Below are 17,102 nucleotides of genomic sequence, written 5' to 3'. Positions count from 1 at the left end.
ATCAATCGGGTTTGGCGACTAGCCGCGTCTGTCCAGCAAGTTGACCACCACCCGATCCACCCAGCCCCAGATCCGCTGCTTCACCCGCCGCCACAACGGCCGGCGCTGCCATTCCTCCAGACTCACCTGCTGACTCAGGCCGAAGTCCTTCTCGAAACTCGCCACCACCGCTGCCGTCAATGACGGATCCAGCGCCTCCAGGTTCGCCTCAAGGTTGAAGCGCAAATTCCAGTGGTCGAAGTTGCACGAACCGATGCTCACCCAATCGTCCACCAGCACCATTTTCAGGTGCAGGAAACACGGCTGGTATTCGAAGATCTTCACCCCGGCCTTGAGCAGGCGCGGATAGTAGCGATGCCCGGCGTAGCGCACCGACGGATGATCGGTGCGCGGCCCGGTCAACAGCAGCCGCACATCGAGGCCACGGGCGGCAGCCTTGCGCAGGGAGCGGCGGATTTTCCAGGTCGGCAGGAAGTACGGCGTGGCCAGCCAGATGCGCTTCTGGCCGCTGTTCAGGGCGCGGAACAGTGATTGCAGAATGTCGCGATGCTGGCGGGCATCGGCATAGGCCACGCGGCCCATGCCCTCCCCCGTGTCGGGTACGCGCGGCAATCGCGGCAGGCCGAAATTCGCGTGAGGCTTCCAGGCACGGCGATGGCGGTTGGCGATCCATTGGCGGTCGAACAGCAGTTGCCAGTCGAGCACCAGGGGGCCGGTGATGTGCACCATCACTTCGTGCCATTCGCTGGTGTCGTGGCCCGGCCGCCAGAATTCGTCGGTGAGCCCGGTGCCGCCGACCACCGCCAGACGCTGGTCGACCAGCAGCAGCTTGCGGTGATCGCGATAGAAATTGCCGACCCAGCGCCGCCAGCTCAAGCGATTGTAGAAACGCAGCTCGACGCCGGCGAGGGTCAGGCGCTGACGCAGGGTCAGGGTGAGCGCAAGACTGCCGTAATCATCGAACAGGCAACGCACCCGCACGCCCCGCTCGGCCGCCAGCACCAGCGCCTGAATCACGGTTTCGGCACAGGCGCCGGCTTCCACCAGATACAGCTCCAGTTCAATCTGCTCGCGGGCGCTGGCGATTTCCTCCAGCATGCGCGGGAAAAATTGCGGACCGTTGATCAACAGTTCGAAGCGATTGCCGTCCCGCCACGGGAACACTGCGCCGCGCATGTCAGCGCGCCGTGAAGATCAGCACCGCACCCACCGGCACCGACAGACTGATGGCCGACAGGCCGGCCATGTTGCGCAGATTTTCCAGGCCCGGCAGCAGATCGAAATCATCGGCGTTGATCACCAGCGGCTCCAGGGTCACCACTTGAAAGCGCCGGTCATCGAGACGCGTGGCGAGCAGTTCGGCAGGGTATTCGTGCTGTTTTCCGTGCAGGTTGACGGTCAGCGGCAAACGCAATTCAAGCTGCGCGCCGGGGGCCAGATCGTTGATCGGGCGCAGGTCGATCTGCGTGGTGATGGTCGCTTCGGGGAATTGCTCGATCTGGAACAGTTCCTTGCGCATGCGCTCGTCGCGCAGCGGGATGCCGCTGTTGATCGAATCCAGCTCGACCTCGACTTCGGCGCGGCCATCGGGATCGACTTTGCCGTGCAGCACCAGAAAACGCTGCACTTCAGAAATATTGGCGTTTTTCGTGCTGACGAACGACAGCCGCGATGACTCGCCGTCCAGATACCAGTTGGCCTGGGCCGGCAGCGCAGCGGCGCCCAGCAGCAGGCCGGCGAAGGCGTTGCACAGAGAACGGTTGAACATTGAAGACTCGTGGGGCCGATAAACCTGCACGAACCTTAACTGCCTGAAGCCGGGATGCAAACCGGTAGTTGATTTTGCCGATCAGGGCTTGAGGCGACAGCCCTGGCGCTCGCCCTGCCATTGGGCGCTGTTGCTTCGGCCCATGCCACTGGCGCTGACGAGTTTTTGCGTGCTGTCATCGGTCAATTCGCTGGGCAACCACTGTTTGACGTAGCCCCGACAGTATTCGGCGTCATTGTTCATCACGTAGCGGCAGGAACAGTATTCCTTGGCGGTGTAGGCACTGATGATGTCGGGGAAGGCCCACAGGTTTTCCCGTTCATGCCAGCCCCAGCCCAGCAGCACGACCAGCAGCACCAGCAGGATGCGTCTGAACAGTTTCATGGCCGCACCGTCGCGAGCACGCGCTTGAGCAATTCGTTGTGGCGATAGCTGCCGTCGCGATCATCGCCGTAGCGCACGATCACCAGTTTTTTGCTCGGGATCACGTACAGCGCCTGGCCCCAATGGCCGAGGGCGGCGAAGGTGTCGGGCGGTGCGTCGGGCCACGGCGAGGGCGCGCCGTCCGCCGGGCGATTCAACCACCACTGACCACCGGGCACGGCTTCGTCCTGATGGGCCTTGTAGCCGGCGAAGGGTTGTCGATTGAAGGCGACCCAATCCCTGGGCAGCAACTGCCGGTCGTTCCAGCGTCCGTCCCGTTCCATCAGCAGGCCGATTCGCGCCAGATCCCGGGCCGTCAGGTAGGCATAGGAAGACGCGACGAAAGTGCCCGTGGCATCGGTTTCCCAGGTGCCGTGGTGGATGCCCAACGGATCGAAAAGCGCTGTCCATGGATAGTCCGGATAGCGCTGCGGGCCGACGATGGTTTTCAACGCGGCGGCCAACAGATTGCTGTCGCCGCTGGAATAGCGGAACGCCTGCCCCGCTGGCGCGTAGCTGTCGTGATCGGCAGTGAAGGCGGCCATGTCGCGGTGGCCGCGGGTGTAGAGCATCGCCACCACCGAGGATTTCAGCGGGGCGTATTCGTAGTCTTCCTGCCAGTCGATGCCCGAGGCCCAGTGCAGCAGATCCTTGAGGGTGATGGCCGGGTGTTTTTCCAGCACCGGGTAATATTTTGCGGCCGGATCATCGAGTTTGAACAAACCTTCACCGTAGGCCACGCCGAATACCGTGGCCATCAGGCTTTTGCTGATGGACCAGGTCAGGTGTGGGGTGTCGGCGGTGGTTGCAGCGGCGTAGCGTTCGTAGATGACCTGGCCGTCGCGGATCACCAGCAAGGCATCGGTGCGGATGCCTTTGCGGATGTTGTCGTCACGGGCCGGGAAGGCATAGGCCTCCAGTGCCTCGACGGCCGGGCCGGCGATTTTCGGACCGGTCGGCCACTGCTCGCCCGGCCATTGTTCGGCCTGAACCGTGAAGCTGATCAGCAGCAGAAACAGGGACAGGCCTTTGAACATGGTGAGGGCTCTGGGGATGAACCTGCCAAGACTAGCCGGCGTTCATGACAGATGTGTTTTGGCTTGCCGCCAGCGCCTTGGCCAGACGTTTGGCCCGTGCGCCTGCTGCCAGTTGCATCAGTGCCTGATCACGCTGCCACATCGCCGCCCACTCCGGATGACTGTCACGCAATGCCTGATCGACTTCCGCTTTGAGCCCGTCGAACTGGGCAAACAATCCGCCGAGCAACACATGCCCGGCGGGGTTGTTCGGCGGCTGGCGACTGACCTCCGCACACCCGGCCAACAGCGCCAGCAAGCGCAATTGCAGCGGCTGCGGCCAGCCGCTGTCCTGACCGACGCCGTACAGCCATGCGGTCATCGCACTCAGCACATAGACATCTTCAAGGGTGCGGAACGGTTTGACGTAAGCGTCCCAACCGTCCCCCGCGAGCAGTTCGCACAGGGCGTCGTCGAGATGCAGCCGACCGTGGCTGATATCCGGCATCAACGGCAGCGCCGAGAGCTTTTCCACACGCACGCCGGACTCGCCGGGGTACACCACTGCCAGGCTCAGGCGCGGTGATTCACCGGGTTGCTCACTGCGGGCAGCGATCAACAGCCAGTCCGCCGCATCGCCGGCGGTGACGAAATCCTTTTGCCCGTTCAGGCGCAAATCCGTCAGCCGGGTCTGCATGTCCGCCGGGCGCAGGCTGCGCTGTTCGGTCGCACACAACGCGCCCAGGCTCGGCGGCGCACTCGGCCAGAGCATCCGCAACGCCGCCTGATAGCCCACCAGAAACGCCAGCCCCGGCGTCGCCATCCGCCGCCCTCCCGCCACCGCCAGTTCGAACGGCGTGACGCTGCCCAGTTGATGCAGCAGCGTGGCGAAACCCTCCGCCAGATCGGCAACGGCGGGCAGGCGTTCGCGACATTCAAGCAGGGTCGACCAGGTCATCAGAGGCTCCTCGTGGGCTGTCATATAAGCATCACCAAACATTCATGGCGATGACACCGGGGCTACATAGCCTGACTTTGCACAACACAGCTGCATAAAGAAAGTCGATCGGCTGTAACCCACGACGGGTTAAAGGCCCGTACGGAGATTCAAATGACTCAGATCGCCCGCATCAGCGACACCGGCAATGAACGCCGCCTGCAAGCCGAACGCCTGATCGGCGCCGAGGCCTTGCAGCAAGCCCAGGCCTTGCGCTTCAACGTGTTCAGCGGCGAGTTCAACGCCAAGCTGAAAGGCGCGGAACTGGGTCTGGACATGGATGACTATGATGTTCACTGCAGCCACATCGGCGTGCGTGACCTGAACACCGGCCGCCTGGTGGCGACCACCCGTTTGCTCGATCACACCGCCGCCAGCAGCCTGGGCAAGTTCTACAGCGAAGAAGAATTCAGCCTGCACGGCCTCGCCGGTCTGCAAGGCCCGATCCTGGAAATCGGTCGCACCTGCGTCGACCCGGCCTACCGCAACGGCGGCACCATCGCCGTACTTTGGGGCGAACTGGCCGAAGTCCTCAATCAGGGCGGCTACAGCTACCTGATGGGTTGCGCGAGCATCCCGATGCAGGACGGCGGCGTGCAGGCCCACGCGATCATGCAGCGCCTGCGCGAACGTTATCTGTGCACCGAACACTTGCGCGCCGAGCCGAAGAATCCGCTGCCGACTCTGGATCTTCCTTCGAACGTGATCGCCGAAATGCCACCGCTGCTCAAGGCCTACATGCGCCTGGGCGCGAAGATCTGCGGCGAGCCGTGCTGGGACGAAGACTTCCAGGTCGCCGACGTGTTCATCCTGCTCAAGCGCGACGAGCTCTGCCCGCGCTACGCCAAGCACTTCAAGGCGGCCGTGTGATGAGCCGGCTGCGGGTGTACGCGCGGATCGCGCGGGTGCTGCTGGTGGTGACGCTGGGCTTGAGCATGGCCAGTGTCTTCGGGGTTTTCGAACGTCTGGGGTTGGCTCATTCGATGCAACGCCGGCAGCGCTGGTCGCGGTTTTTCATGGCGCGCCTGAGCAATGCCCTGCCCTTTCGCGTGACCGTTCATGGTGAACTGCCGAAGCAGCCAATGCTGTGGGTCAGCAACCATGTGTCGTGGACTGACATTCCGCTGCTCGGCATGCTCACGCCGCTGTCGTTTCTGTCCAAGGCCGAAGTGCGCACCTGGCCGGTGGCCGGCTGGCTGGCGGCGAAGGCTGGCAGCCTGTTCATTCGTCGCGGTTCGGGCGACAGTCAGTTGATCCGCAAGCAGATGACCCGTCACCTGCAAACCGATCATCCGCTGCTGATGTTCCCGGAAGGCACCACCACCGACGGTCGCTCGCTGCGTACCTTCCATGGTCGCCTGCTGTCGGCGGCGATTGATTCCGAGGTGATGCTGCAACCGGTGGCGATCCGTTATCTGCGCGACGGCGAAATCGATACGCTGGCACCGTTCATTGGTGACGATGATCTGCTGTCGCACCTGATGCGTCTGTTCAGCAACGATTGCGGCGAGGTGGAAGTTCACCTGCTCAAGCCGATTGCCTGTCAGGGCCGGGAACGCGCTGCACTGGCGTACGAAGCCCAGCAAGCGGTGCAGAAAGCGTTGTTCGGCGAGGTGGCCAAACCGGCCGAGCCGCGTCGCGCAGGCGAGCTGATCGCTGCCTGATCGTCATCCTCTGCCTACAACTGCCGGCCTGCGAAGTCCTGCAGTTGTGGGTAGAACAAGCGAAAGTCGTCACTGAGCGGTTCATACAGACGCCGCAATTCCTGCATCGCCCCCGCCAGTTCTTCAGGCTTGCTCAGACGCCGGGAAATCCCGCGCAGCACCTGTTCCAGCACTTCGAACTCCTGATACGAACCCAACCAGTCATTGGCCACCATGTGCGGGGCGATCTTCGCCAGGCGCTCGGGCAATTGCCGCTCGTTGGACAGCACGCGATAAACGTCGGTGGTGAACTGCCCCAGCGGCCGGTCGGCGTAAAGCGTCCAGTCCCGAGCCAGGCAATGGTCGAAAAACACGTCGAGGACGATGCCGGCGTAACGACGGCGGGTCGTGGAAAAACGCGCCAGTGAAGCGTCCACCAACGGGTGTCGATCGGTGAACACGTCAATCTGACGATGCAGGGCAATCGCCGCTTCGATCTCAGGGTCAAACTGCCCTTGCAGCCGTCCTTTGACGAAATCGCCATACAGACTGCCGAGCAGTTGACCGGGGCGCTGGCCACCGAGGTGCAAATGTGCGAGATAGTTCATGGGCGCAGCTTAGCACCGCGCCCGCGTTTGTTTACACTTCACATATCGTTATAACCCGATATACCGATTTATGCGGTCGTCAGATCGAATTCATATTGGTATATCGCGAAATACCGATTTAAAGTTCGCCTCATCGCGATATAGCGCTACACACATCACGAGCAACCAGCCATGAACATTGACCTCGACGAAATAATAAAAGCCCTGGCACACCCAGTACGGCGAGACATCCTCAACTGGCTGAAAGACCCGAAAGCCCAGTTTCCGGAACAGATCCACAACCACGAGTACGGCATCTGCGCCGGACAGATCGACCAACGCTGCGGCCTGTCGCAATCAACCGTCTCCGCCCACCTGGCCACCCTGCAACGGGCCGGGCTGATCAGCAGCCAGAAGGCCGGGCAGTGGCACTTTTTCAAACGCAACGAGGACGTGATCCAGGCGTTCCTCAGCACTCTCAGTAAAGAGCTCTGACCCTTAACGTCAGCCAGCCGAAAAGGACTAAATGATGCCCCTCTCGCTCCTCATACTCGCCCTGAGCGCCTTCGCCATCGGCACCACGGAATTCGTCATCATGGGCCTGTTGCCCGATGTGGCGGCGGATCTCGGCGTGTCGATCCCCGGCGCCGGCTGGCTGGTGACCGGTTACGCCCTGGGCGTAGCCATCGGTGCACCGTTCATGGCGATGGCCACCGCCAAACTGCCGCGCAAGGCTGCACTGGTGGCGTTGATGGGCATTTTCATTATCGGCAACCTGCTCTGCGCCATCGCCACTGACTACGAGGTGCTGATGTTCGCCCGAGTGGTCACCGCCCTGTGTCACGGTGCATTCTTCGGCATCGGTTCGGTGGTCGCAGCCAATCTGGTGGCGCCGAACAAACGTGCTTCGGCCGTGGCCCTGATGTTCACCGGCCTGACCCTGGCTAACGTGCTGGGCGTGCCGCTGGGCACCGCCCTCGGTCAGGAAGCCGGTTGGCGCTCGACCTTCTGGGCAGTGACCGTGATCGGTGTGATCGCGCTGATCGGCCTGATCCGCTTCCTGCCGGCCAAGCGTGACGAAGAAAAACTCGACATGCGTGCCGAACTGGCCGCGCTCAAAGGCGCCGGGATCTGGCTGTCGCTGAGCATGACTGCACTGTTCGCCGCTTCGGTATTCACCCTGTTCACTTACGTCGCGCCGCTGCTGGGTGATGTCACCGGTGTTTCGCCCCGTGGCGTGACCTGGACCCTGATGTTGATCGGCCTGGGCCTGACCGTCGGCAACATCATCGGCGGCAAGATGGCCGACAAAGGCCTGGCCACGACGTTGATCGGCGTGTTCATCGCCATGGCCGTGACCTCCACCGTCCTGACCTGGACCAGCGTCGCGCTGATCCCGACCGAAATCACCCTGTTCCTCTGGGCCACTGCGTGTTTCGCCGCCGTGCCTGCCCTGCAAGTGAACGTGGTGACCTACGGCCAGGCTGCACCGAACCTGGTGTCGACCCTGAACATCGGCGCCTTCAACGTCGGCAACGCTCTGGGCGCCTGGGTCGGCGGCAGCGTCATCGCCCACGGCTACGGCCTGACCAGCGTGCCCCTTGCCGCTGCGGCACTGGCGATCCTGGCCCTGCTGGTCACCCTGATCACATTCCGCCGGAACGGCAATCCCGAGCTGGCCACCGCTAACTGATTCACTCACTTACTTCACGAGGGTTGTATCTCATGGCAACAATTTTCGATCCGATCAAACTGGGCGACCTCGAGCTGTCCAACCGCATCATCATGGCGCCGCTGACCCGCTGCCGCGCCGACGAAGGTCGCGTACCGAACGCGCTGATGGCCGAGTACTACGTACAACGCGCCTCCGCCGGCCTGATCCTCAGCGAAGCCACCTCGGTGACCCCGATGGGCGTCGGCTACCCGGACACCCCGGGCATCTGGTCCAACGATCAGGTGCGTGGCTGGACCAACGTGACCAAGGCTGTTCACGCCGCCGGTGGCAAGATCGTCCTGCAACTGTGGCACGTGGGCCGGATTTCCCACCCGTCGTACCTGAACGGCGAAACCCCGGTCGCACCGAGCGCCATCCAGCCCAAAGGCCACGTCAGCCTGGTTCGCCCACTGGCCGACTTCCCGACGCCACGCGCGCTGGAAACCGCTGAAATCGCCGACATCGTCGACGCCTACCGCGTCGGTGCGGAAAACGCGAAGGCCGCCGGTTTCGACGGCGTGGAAATCCACGGCGCCAACGGCTACCTGCTCGACCAGTTCCTGCAAAGCAGCACCAACCAGCGCACCGACAACTACGGCGGCTCCCTGGAAAACCGTGCCCGTCTGCTGCTGGAAGTGACCGACGCCGCCATCGAAGTCTGGGGCGCCGGCCGTGTCGGCGTGCACCTGGCTCCGCGTGCCGACTCCCATGACATGGGCGACGACAACCTGGCCGAGACCTTCACTTACGTGGCCCGTGAACTGGGCAAGCGTGGCATCGCCTTCATCTGCTCCCGCGAGAAAGAAGGCGCCGACAGCCTCGGCCCGCAACTGAAAGAAGCTTTCGGCGGCGCGTACATCGCCAACGAGCGTTTCACCAAGGACAGCGCCAACGCGTGGCTGGCCGAGGGCAAGGCTGACGCCGTGGCATTCGGTATCCCGTTCATTGCCAACCCGGACCTGCCGGCGCGTTTGAAGGCCGACGCGCCGCTGAACCAGCCGCACCCGGAAACCTTCTACGGCAAAGGCGCGGTCGGCTACCTCGACTACCCAACGTTGTAACTAATTAACGGTTACAACTAAAAAGCCCCGACTCGAAAGAGCCGGGGCTTTTTTAATAACTAACGCCTTTAATGCCAACACAAAACCTACTACCTGTAAAAACCACGAACAAGAAAAAAAATTTACACACCAGACAAACAACACAACAGAAACACTGATAACTTTCCAAAAAAAACCAAAGGACAAAAAACCGCAAGACATTCACTAAAGGAACTTAAAATATGGACATTATCAAAAGCTACCTAGAAACCCTCGAAGGTAAAGTTGACAGCGAAAAAATCAATGAGATCAAAAGCTATCTGTCAACCCTGAGCAACGATGAAGTTCTCCAGTACATCGAGGAGACCAAACATGCGGAAACATACAATTCGAACTACATAAAATCTCAAAAAGAACTGGAAAAAGAATGGAGAGCCTCCAGTAAAACAACCTCTTACAACAGCATTCTAGTCAATATCACGAACGCTACCAGGGAGACGTTCACACTCACTGATTCAAGCTGGGATATCGATGAGACCAGCCCAGACGAACGTATCATCCCCCCAGCCAGCTATGGTTTTTTTCTACTCCGCAGCGAACCGCCAAAACGCACCAGCAACGCCAACAGTCAATTCAGAAGCTCGGAAGTCAAACATTCCTTTACTTACCGAAGTGGCGAGTATGCATTTGAATTCTCGACGTTGCTAAAACTCCACATACCTTACGATCCATTTTCATTTTCCGTAAAATACGCACCCACAAGGCAACATACAATCCGCTCGATCGGTTCAAAGAAATTGATTTGCCTTACAGACCTTGAACGTCAACAATCCGAAGCCCCTTACAATTACGCCATAAACATTAACATCCGTAACTGATCACCCTTCCGCATCAGTGCGTATTTACAGCAAGCACCTTAACAAGGGTGCTTGCCGACCTTGGCAAATAATCTGCAACCAGGCACTCGCTTGAACAGACCAGAAGATTTATCGCCTTTTTATAACTAACTGATAATCGCACGTTTAGCGCAGGTCCCACGGCCCCGAATATGCCGATCAATAACACGGCGCTACGCACTCAATGAAGATACAAAATCCCTACAAAATGCACAGCTCGCTACGTATAAACTCGCCCTTCAGAACTGTACCGACGAAGCCGATTGACATAGCCAGGCCCGATAATGGAATTTTGTTTCATTTGCGCAGGCTCGGGCTCAGGCGCAGCATGTCCAGCCCGGTATCGACCCAGCGCTCGGCCTCGGCGTACAGTTCGAAGCTGTCCGGCGCCAATAGCCATCCGTAAAGGAGGCCGTCGATATAGGCGTGAATGCTGATAGCCGCACGGGCAGTGTCGAGATCTTCCGGCAACTGGCCACGATTCACCGCATTACGCAAGGTCAGACCGATGCGCAGGTTGCAATCGAGACTGGCCGTCCGGCGCTGCTGGCGCAGATCGCACAATTCATCGGTGAATTCGCACTTATGAAACAGAATTTCGTTGATACGCCGGGTTTTCGGGTCCAGCGCAATTTGATGAAACAAATGAATCAGCAGCTTGCGCATGCAGCCCAGCGGGTCGGGTTCGTCCTCGCTTTCGCTGGCTTTTGCCAACTCATCCAGCGGTTCCTTCAGCGTATCGAGCATCGCCTGCAACAGATCGGCCTTGTTGCTGAAGTGCCAATAGATGGCGCCGCGCGTGACACCCGCAAGGCTCGCAATGTCGGACAGCGTCGTACGGGCCACGCCCCTTTCATAGAAAGCTTTCTCGGCGGCTTCCAGAATCTGGCTTCGCGTTTCCTGAGCTTCCTCTTTGGTACGACGAACCATGGCAGTAAAACCTCAAACAGGATGTTTCAGGGATGGTTGAATATCCGCTGAATAAAAAGGGGTGGATCTCTCGCGGATCGACTCCCCGGCCTACAATTTCAGACCTTGCCACGACTTTTGTAACCGGTTGGGTACGCAGCCAAGGTGTTTACAAACAACCATGAACGTAAGTATATTCCTTAGCAAGCTACTTATCCACCCGGTAACCTGTTTTTACCCTTCCACACTTCTTGTGCGCTTTTCGCGCGCCTGACCCGAGGATCTTCATGCAATTCAAGCCAGCTGTTACCGCTCTGGTCACTGCCGTCGCCCTGGCATCGCTGCTCAGCGGATGTAAAAAGGAAGAGGCGGCTCCCGCCGCACCACCTCCTCAGGTCGGCGTCGTCACCCTGCAACCACAAGCCTTCACCCTGACGTCGGAACTTCCGGGCCGCACCAGTGCGTTCCGCATCGCTGAAGTCCGTCCACAGGTCAACGGCATCATTCTTAAGCGTCTGTTCAAGGAGGGCGGCGATGTCAAAGCCGGCCAGCAGCTGTATCAGATCGATCCGTCGGTCTATGAAGCGACCCTGAAAAGCGCCGAGGCCAACCTGCGTTCGACCAAGTCGATCTCCGATCGCTACAAGCAACTGGTCGACGAGCAGGCCGTGAGCCGTCAGGAATACGACACTGCCGTGTCCAACCGCCTGCAATCGGAAGCCTCGCTGCAGAGCGCGCAGATCAACGTGCGTTACACCAAGGTCTACGCGCCGATCTCCGGGCGTATCGGTCGCTCTTCGGTCACCGAAGGCGCGCTGGTCAGCAACGGCCAGGCCGATGCGATGGCGACCATCCAGCAACTGGACCCGATCTACGTCGACGTTACCCAGTCCTCGGTCGAACTGCTGGAACTGCGCCGCGAGCTGGAAAGCGGCCGCCTGCAGAAGGCCGGCGACAACGCCGCTGCGGTCAAACTGACTCTGGAAGACGGCAGCCAGTACAAGCTCGACGGTAAGCTGGAATTCTCCGAAGTGTCGGTCGACCCGACCACTGGTTCCGTGACCCTGCGCGCCGTGTTCCCGAACCCGGATCACACCCTGTTGCCAGGCATGTTCGTGCGCGCCCAGCTGCAGGCCGGTGTCAACGCCGCCGCCATCCTGGCGCCGCAACAAGGCGTGACCCGTGACCTCAAGGGCACCCCGACCGCACTGGTCGTCGGTGCGGACAACAAGGTCGAACTGCGTCAGCTCAAGGCCAGCCGTACCGTCGGCAGCCAGTGGCTGATCGAAGACGGCCTGAAAGCCGGCGATCGCCTGATCACCGAAGGACTGCAATTCGTGCGTCCGGGTGTTCAGGTCAATCCGACCGAAGCGACCAACGTAGCCAAGAACCCGGCACCCGCCAAGGCAACTGACAAGGCCTACGGCGGCAAAGGGGAGTAACTCATGTCGAAATTTTTTATCGACCGTCCGATTTTCGCCTGGGTAATTGCCCTGGTGATCATGCTGGTCGGGGCTCTATCGATCCTCAAGCTGCCGATCAACCAGTACCCGAGCATTGCGCCACCGGCCATTGCGATTTCCGTGACCTACCCGGGTGCTTCGGCACAGACGGTCCAGGACACCGTGGTGCAGGTGATCGAGCAACAGCTCAACGGTATCGACAACCTGCGTTATGTGTCGTCGGAAAGTAACTCCGACGGCAGCATGACCATCACCGCGACCTTCGAGCAAGGCACCAACTCCGACACCGCGCAGGTCCAGGTCCAGAACAAGCTGAACCTGGCCACCCCGCTGTTGCCGCAGGAAGTGCAGCAACAGGGTATCCGCGTGACCAAGGCAGTGAAGAACTTCCTGCTGGTAATCGGCGTGGTCTCCAGTGACGGCAGCATGTCCAAGGACGACCTGTCCAACTACATCGTGTCGAACATGCAGGACCCGATCTCGCGGACTGCCGGTGTCGGTGACTTCCAGGTCTTCGGTGCCCAGTACGCGATGCGCATCTGGCTCGACCCGGCCAAGCTGAACAAGTACAACCTGACCCCGGCTGATGTCAGCGCCGCGATCTCGGCGCAGAACGTTCAGATCTCCTCCGGTCAGCTCGGCGGTCTGCCGGCGCTGCCAGGCCAGCAACTGAACGCCACGATCATCGGCAAGACCCGTCTGCAGACGGCCGAGCAGTTCAAGGCGATTCTGCTTAAGGTCAACCAGGATGGTTCGCAAGTGCGTGTCGGCGATGTCGCCGACGTCGGTCTGGGGGTGAAAACTCCACCATCTCGGCCCAGTTCAACGGCAAACCGTCTTCCGGTCTGGCGGTAAAACTGGCCAACGGCGCCAACGCCCTCGACACCGCCAAGGCCCTGCGCAAGACGATTGATGAACTCAAACCGTTCTTCCCGCCAGGCATGGAAGTGGTGTTCCCGTACGACACCACCCCTGTGGTGACCGAATCGATCAAGGGTGTGGTTGAAACCCTGGTCGAAGCGATCGCGCTGGTGTTCCTGGTGATGTTCCTGTTCCTGCAGAACTTCCGCGCCACCGTCATCACCACGATGACTGTGCCGGTGGTATTGCTCGGTACGTTCGGCATCCTCGCGGCCGCCGGCTTCAGCATCAACACCCTGACCATGTTCGGTATGGTATTGGCCATCGGCTTGCTGGTGGACGACGCCATCGTCGTGGTGGAAAACGTCGAGCGGGTGATGGCCGAAGAAGGCCTGTCACCGAAGGAAGCGACCAAGAAGTCCATGGGCCAGATCCAGGGCGCCCTGGTCGGTATCGCCCTGGTTCTGTCGGCGGTACTGCTGCCGATGGCGTTCTTCAGCGGCTCCACCGGTGTGATCTACCGTCAGTTCTCGATCACCATCGTCTCGGCCATGGCCCTGTCGGTAATGGTTGCGCTGATCTTCACCCCGGCGCTCTGCGCCACCATGCTCAAAGCGATTCCGAAAGGCGAGCACGGCACGCCGAAAAAGGTTTCTTCGGCTGGTTCAACCGCAACTTTGACCGCAGCGTGCGCAGCTACGAGCGTGGTGTCGGCAACATCCTGCAGCGCAAGGCGCCGTACCTGTTGGCCTACCTGCTGATCGTGGTCGGCATGATCTGGCTGTTCACCCGCATTCCAACGGCGTTCCTGCCGGAAGAAGACCAGGGTGTACTGTTCGCCCAGGTGCAGACCCCGGCCGGTTCCAGTGCAGAGCGCACTCAGGTGGTGATCGATGAAATGCGTTCCTACCTGCTGGATAAAGAATCCAGTTCGGTAGCCTCGGTGTTCACCGTGAACGGCTTCAACTTCGCCGGCCGCGGCCAGAGCTCCGGTCTGGCGTTCATCATGCTCAAGCCATGGCACGAGCGTGGTGCGAACGACAGCGTATTCGCCCTGGCCCAGCGTGCCCAGCAGCACTTCTTCAGTTTCCGCGATGCGATGGTGTTTGCCTTTGCTCCGCCGGCCGTACTGGAGTTGGGTAACGCCACCGGTTTCGACGTGTTCCTGCAAGACCGCGCCGGTATCGGTCACGACAAGCTGATGGAAGCCCGTAACCAGTTCCTCGGCATGGCCGCGAAGAGCAAGGTGCTCTACCAGGTGCGTCCGAACGGTCTGAACGACGAGCCGCAATACCACCTGGAAATCGACGACGAGAAGGCCCGTGCCCTGGGCTTGAGCCTGTCCGACATCAACAGCACCCTGTCGATCTCCTTCGGTAGTAGCTACGTCAACGACTTCATCGACCGCGGTCGCGTGAAGAAGGTTTACGTACAAGGTCAGGCCGGTGCTCGCATGAGCCCTGAAGACCTGAAGAAGTGGTACGTGCGCAACAGCGCCGGCACCATGGTTCCGTTCTCCGCGTTCGCCAAGGGCGAGTGGATCTACGGTTCGCCGAAACTGGCGCGTTACAACGGTGTAGAAGCGATGGAGATCCTCGGTTCTCCGGCACCGGGTTACTCCACCGGTGAAGCGATGGCCGAAGTCGAAGCGATTGCTGCCAAGCTGCCGCCGGGTGTCGGTATCTCCTGGACCGGTCTGTCCTACGAGGAACGTCTGTCCGGCTCGCAAGCGCCAGCGCTGTACGCCCTGTCGCTGCTGATGGTGTTCCTGTGTCTGGCGGCGCTGTATGAAAGCTGGTCGATTCCGATCGCGGTCATGCTCGTCGTGCCGCTGGGGATCATCGGTGCGCTGATGGCCACCAGCTTGCGCGGTCTGTCGAACGACGTGTACTTCCAGGTGGGCCTGTTGACGACCATCGGTCTGGCGGCTAAAAACGCCATTCTGATCGTCGAGTTCGCCAAGGAGCTGCACGAGCAGGGGCGCAGTCTGCGCGATGCGGCGATCGAAGCCTGCCGCATGCGTCTGCGACCGATCATCATGACTTCGCTGGCGTTCGTCCTCGGTGTAGTACCGTTGGCCATCTCCACCGGCGCAGGCTCGGGCAGTCAACACGCGATCGGTACCGGCGTGATTGGCGGTATGCTCACGGCCACGATCCTGGCGATCTTCTGGGTCCCACTGTTCTTCGTCACTGTGTCGTCCATGGGTCAGCGCAAAATCGCTGGCGAGGATGACACCAAAGAAACTCCTAAAGAGGCTGGCCAATGAGCAAGTCGCTACTCTCCATCGCAGTCGCCGCCTTCGTGCTGAGCGGTTGCTCGCTGATACCGGATTATCAGCAGCCTGAAGCACCGGTGGCCGCGCAATTCCCGCAGGGCCCGGCGTACTCGCCGGCCCAGGCACCGGCGCAGGCCGCTGCCGAGCAGGGCTGGAAGCAGTTTTTCCATGACCCTGCCCTGCAACAGCTGATCCAGGTTGCCCTGGAAAACAACCGCGACCTGCGTGTCGCGGCGCTGAACATCGACGCCTACGCGGCTCAATACCGCATCCAGCGTGCCGACCTGTTCCCGGCGGTTTCCGCCAATGCCAGCGGCAGCCGTCAGCGGGTTCCGGCCCGTGCGTCGCAGACCGGTGAAGCGAACATCACCAGTTCCTACACCGCCACCGTCGGCATCAGCGCCTACGAGCTCGACCTGTTCGGTCGGGTTCGCAGCCTGAGCGAACAAGCGCTGCAACAATACTTCGCCACCGAAGAAGCGCGCCGCAGCACCCAGATCAGCCTGGTGGCCAGCGTGGCCAACGCCTACCTGACCTGGCAGGCCGACAAGGAACTGCTCAAGCTGACTCAGGACACCCTCGGTGCCTTCGAGGAAAGCTACAAGCTGACCAGCCGCAGCAACGAAGTCGGTGTGGCCTCGGCGCTGGACCTGGCACAGTCGCGTACCTCGGTCGAGAACGCCCGTGCCCAACTGGCGCGCTACACCCGCCAGGTGGCCCAGGACGAAAACAGCCTGACCCTGCTGCTCGGCACCGGCGTGCCGGCCAACCTGCAAGCGGCCAAACCGCTGTCGGATGACCTGCTCAGCGATGTGCCGGCCGGTCTGCCGTCGGATCTGCTGCAACGTCGTCCGGACATCCTTCAGGCCGAATACAACCTGAAGGCCGCCAACGCCAACATCGGCGCGGCCCGTGCAGCGTTCTTCCCGAGCATCAGCCTGACCGCCAACGCGGGCAGCCTGAGTCCGGACCTGTCCGGCCTGTTCAAGGGCGGTTCGGGCACGTGGCTGTTCCAGCCGCAGATCAACCTGCCGATCTTCAACGCCGGCAGCCTGCGCGCCAGTCTCGACTACGCCAAGATCCAGAAGGACATCGGCGTGGCGAACTACGAGAAGTCCATTCAAACGGCCTTCCAGGAAGTCGCCGACGGCCTGGCCGCGCGCCAGACCTACACCGAGCAGTTGCAGGCCCAGCGTGATTTCGTCGCTGCGAACCAGGACTACTACCGTCTGGCCGAGCGTCGCTACCGCATCGGCGTCGACAGCAACCTGACCTTCCTCGATGCCCAGCGTCAGCTGTTCAGCGCCCAACAGGCCCTGATCACCGACCGCCTCGCGCAGCTGACCAGCGCGGTCAACCTGTACAAGGCCCTGGGCGGTGGCTGGAATGCACAAACCGCGCAGAACGAACCGTTGAAAGAAGAAGCGCCGAAGATGAAGTTGTTCTGATCATCTCGCGATAAACAAAAAGCCCACCATCCGGTGGGCTTTTTGTTGTCTGCACAACG

At 60.9% G+C, this 17,102-nt stretch carries 15 protein-coding genes and 1 pseudogene; 9 read left to right on the top strand and 7 right to left on the bottom strand.

Annotated elements, in window-relative coordinates; all coding sequences use genetic code 11:
- Nucleotides 1-18: 18 nt before the first annotated feature.
- The 5 genes from R1A29_RS06095 to R1A29_RS06075 all read right to left on the bottom strand — a co-directional run bounded on the left by R1A29_RS06095 (nucleotide 19) and on the right by R1A29_RS06075 (nucleotide 4,165).
- On the bottom strand, nucleotides 19-1,176 hold the full coding sequence (locus R1A29_RS06095) for a phospholipase D-like domain-containing protein (protein ID WP_438300927.1): 1,158 nt from the start codon (nucleotides 1,174-1,176) through the stop codon (nucleotides 19-21).
- 1 nt (nucleotide 1,177) lies between these two features.
- Entirely contained in the window at nucleotides 1,178-1,768 is a 591-nt protein-coding gene (locus R1A29_RS06090) for a YceI family protein (RefSeq protein WP_438300926.1), read from the bottom strand.
- An 81-nt stretch (nucleotides 1,769-1,849) separates the two neighbouring features.
- The gene (locus R1A29_RS06085; RefSeq protein WP_134825747.1) at nucleotides 1,850-2,152 is read right to left on the bottom strand and encodes an amidase; all 303 of its coding nucleotides are present in this window, start codon (nucleotides 2,150-2,152) and stop codon (nucleotides 1,850-1,852) included.
- The gene (locus R1A29_RS06080; RefSeq protein WP_438300925.1) at nucleotides 2,149-3,228 is read right to left on the bottom strand and encodes a serine hydrolase domain-containing protein; all 1,080 of its coding nucleotides are present in this window, start codon (nucleotides 3,226-3,228) and stop codon (nucleotides 2,149-2,151) included. Before R1A29_RS06080 ends, R1A29_RS06085 begins: the two co-directional genes overlap by 4 nt.
- A 31-nt stretch (nucleotides 3,229-3,259) precedes the next feature.
- The gene (locus R1A29_RS06075) at nucleotides 3,260-4,165 is read right to left on the bottom strand and encodes an acyl-CoA dehydrogenase (RefSeq protein WP_438300924.1); all 906 of its coding nucleotides are present in this window, start codon (nucleotides 4,163-4,165) and stop codon (nucleotides 3,260-3,262) included.
- 153 nt (nucleotides 4,166-4,318) lie between these two features.
- Here R1A29_RS06075 and olsB point away from each other — a divergent pair, with 153 nt between their 5' ends.
- Complete coding sequence (gene olsB / locus R1A29_RS06070; protein ID WP_085712985.1) at nucleotides 4,319-5,074, top strand: L-ornithine N(alpha)-acyltransferase; 756 nt, start codon at nucleotides 4,319-4,321, stop codon at nucleotides 5,072-5,074.
- On the top strand, nucleotides 5,074-5,868 hold the full coding sequence (locus tag R1A29_RS06065) for a lysophospholipid acyltransferase family protein (RefSeq protein WP_438300923.1): 795 nt from the start codon (nucleotides 5,074-5,076) through the stop codon (nucleotides 5,866-5,868). The genes olsB and R1A29_RS06065 overlap by 1 nt, the downstream gene beginning before the upstream one ends.
- Before the next feature lie 14 nt (nucleotides 5,869-5,882).
- On the opposite strand, the gene R1A29_RS06060 is transcribed toward R1A29_RS06065, so the two are convergent.
- The gene (locus R1A29_RS06060; protein ID WP_438300922.1) at nucleotides 5,883-6,455 is read right to left on the bottom strand and encodes an ACP phosphodiesterase; all 573 of its coding nucleotides are present in this window, start codon (nucleotides 6,453-6,455) and stop codon (nucleotides 5,883-5,885) included.
- Nucleotides 6,456-6,626: 171 nt separating this feature from the next.
- Here R1A29_RS06060 and R1A29_RS06055 point away from each other — a divergent pair, with 171 nt between their 5' ends.
- The 4 genes from R1A29_RS06055 to R1A29_RS06040 all read left to right on the top strand — a co-directional run bounded on the left by R1A29_RS06055 (nucleotide 6,627) and on the right by R1A29_RS06040 (nucleotide 10,066).
- Nucleotides 6,627-6,929, top strand: a complete 303-nt coding sequence (locus R1A29_RS06055; RefSeq protein ID WP_007957866.1) for an ArsR/SmtB family transcription factor — start codon at nucleotides 6,627-6,629, stop codon at nucleotides 6,927-6,929.
- 34 nt (nucleotides 6,930-6,963) lie between these two features.
- On the top strand, nucleotides 6,964-8,127 hold the full coding sequence (locus tag R1A29_RS06050; protein ID WP_438300921.1) for an MFS transporter: 1,164 nt from the start codon (nucleotides 6,964-6,966) through the stop codon (nucleotides 8,125-8,127).
- A gap of 32 nt (nucleotides 8,128-8,159) precedes the next feature.
- Entirely contained in the window at nucleotides 8,160-9,209 is a 1,050-nt protein-coding gene (locus R1A29_RS06045) for an alkene reductase (RefSeq protein ID WP_085712981.1), read from the top strand.
- 221 nt (nucleotides 9,210-9,430) lie between these two features.
- Complete coding sequence (locus tag R1A29_RS06040; protein WP_438300920.1) at nucleotides 9,431-10,066, top strand: hypothetical protein; 636 nt, start codon at nucleotides 9,431-9,433, stop codon at nucleotides 10,064-10,066.
- 315 nt (nucleotides 10,067-10,381) lie between these two features.
- Here the strand turns inward: R1A29_RS06040 and emhR are convergent, their stop codons facing one another.
- Nucleotides 10,382-11,014: an efflux system transcriptional repressor EmhR gene (gene emhR / locus R1A29_RS06035; protein WP_438300919.1), complete on the bottom strand. Its 633-nt coding sequence runs from the start codon at nucleotides 11,012-11,014 to the stop codon at nucleotides 10,382-10,384.
- A 266-nt stretch (nucleotides 11,015-11,280) separates the two neighbouring features.
- On the opposite strand from emhR, the gene emhA reads away from it, so the two are divergent.
- The 3 genes and pseudogenes from emhA (at nucleotide 11,281) to emhC (ending at nucleotide 17,043) form a co-directional block, all read left to right on the top strand.
- Complete coding sequence (gene emhA, locus R1A29_RS06030) at nucleotides 11,281-12,435, top strand: efflux RND transporter periplasmic adaptor subunit EmhA (RefSeq protein ID WP_438300918.1); 1,155 nt, start codon at nucleotides 11,281-11,283, stop codon at nucleotides 12,433-12,435.
- A 3-nt stretch (nucleotides 12,436-12,438) separates the two neighbouring features.
- Nucleotides 12,439-15,586, top strand: a pseudogene (emhB, locus tag R1A29_RS06025) (efflux RND transporter permease subunit EmhB).
- On the top strand, nucleotides 15,583-17,043 hold the full coding sequence (gene emhC, locus R1A29_RS06020; RefSeq protein ID WP_085712977.1) for an efflux RND transporter outer membrane subunit EmhC: 1,461 nt from the start codon (nucleotides 15,583-15,585) through the stop codon (nucleotides 17,041-17,043). The pseudogene emhB and the gene emhC overlap by 4 nt, the downstream one beginning before the upstream one ends.
- The last annotated feature ends 59 nt before the right edge of the window (nucleotides 17,044-17,102 follow it).

Origin of the sequence: Pseudomonas sp. NMS19W (assembly GCF_051554255.1) — a bacterium.
Taxonomy (GTDB): domain Bacteria; phylum Pseudomonadota; class Gammaproteobacteria; order Pseudomonadales; family Pseudomonadaceae; genus Aquipseudomonas; species Aquipseudomonas kribbensis.
The sequence above is the reverse complement of the archived record's forward strand: the minus strand, read 5'-3'. Positions and strand labels throughout refer to the sequence as shown.

Excerpts from the sequence above, each read along its gene's own strand:
- R1A29_RS06095 (WP_438300927.1), bottom strand. The coding sequence starts at position 1,176 with ATGCGCGGCGCAGTGTTCCCGTGGCGGGACGGCAATCGCTTCGAACTG.
- R1A29_RS06090 (WP_438300926.1), bottom strand. The coding sequence starts at position 1,768 with ATGTTCAACCGTTCTCTGTGCAACGCCTTCGCCGGCCTGCTGCTGGGC.
- R1A29_RS06085 (WP_134825747.1), bottom strand. The coding sequence starts at position 2,152 with ATGAAACTGTTCAGACGCATCCTGCTGGTGCTGCTGGTCGTGCTGCTG.
- R1A29_RS06080 (WP_438300925.1), bottom strand. The coding sequence starts at position 3,228 with ATGTTCAAAGGCCTGTCCCTGTTTCTGCTGCTGATCAGCTTCACGGTT.
- R1A29_RS06075 (WP_438300924.1), bottom strand. The coding sequence starts at position 4,165 with ATGACCTGGTCGACCCTGCTTGAATGTCGCGAACGCCTGCCCGCCGTT.
- olsB (WP_085712985.1), top strand. The coding sequence starts at position 4,319 with ATGACTCAGATCGCCCGCATCAGCGACACCGGCAATGAACGCCGCCTG.
- R1A29_RS06065 (WP_438300923.1), top strand. The coding sequence starts at position 5,074 with ATGAGCCGGCTGCGGGTGTACGCGCGGATCGCGCGGGTGCTGCTGGTG.
- R1A29_RS06060 (WP_438300922.1), bottom strand. The coding sequence starts at position 6,455 with ATGAACTATCTCGCACATTTGCACCTCGGTGGCCAGCGCCCCGGTCAA.
- R1A29_RS06055 (WP_007957866.1), top strand. The coding sequence starts at position 6,627 with ATGAACATTGACCTCGACGAAATAATAAAAGCCCTGGCACACCCAGTA.
- R1A29_RS06050 (WP_438300921.1), top strand. The coding sequence starts at position 6,964 with ATGCCCCTCTCGCTCCTCATACTCGCCCTGAGCGCCTTCGCCATCGGC.
- R1A29_RS06045 (WP_085712981.1), top strand. The coding sequence starts at position 8,160 with ATGGCAACAATTTTCGATCCGATCAAACTGGGCGACCTCGAGCTGTCC.
- R1A29_RS06040 (WP_438300920.1), top strand. The coding sequence starts at position 9,431 with ATGGACATTATCAAAAGCTACCTAGAAACCCTCGAAGGTAAAGTTGAC.
- emhR (WP_438300919.1), bottom strand. The coding sequence starts at position 11,014 with ATGGTTCGTCGTACCAAAGAGGAAGCTCAGGAAACGCGAAGCCAGATT.
- emhA (WP_438300918.1), top strand. The coding sequence starts at position 11,281 with ATGCAATTCAAGCCAGCTGTTACCGCTCTGGTCACTGCCGTCGCCCTG.
- emhC (WP_085712977.1), top strand. The coding sequence starts at position 15,583 with ATGAGCAAGTCGCTACTCTCCATCGCAGTCGCCGCCTTCGTGCTGAGC.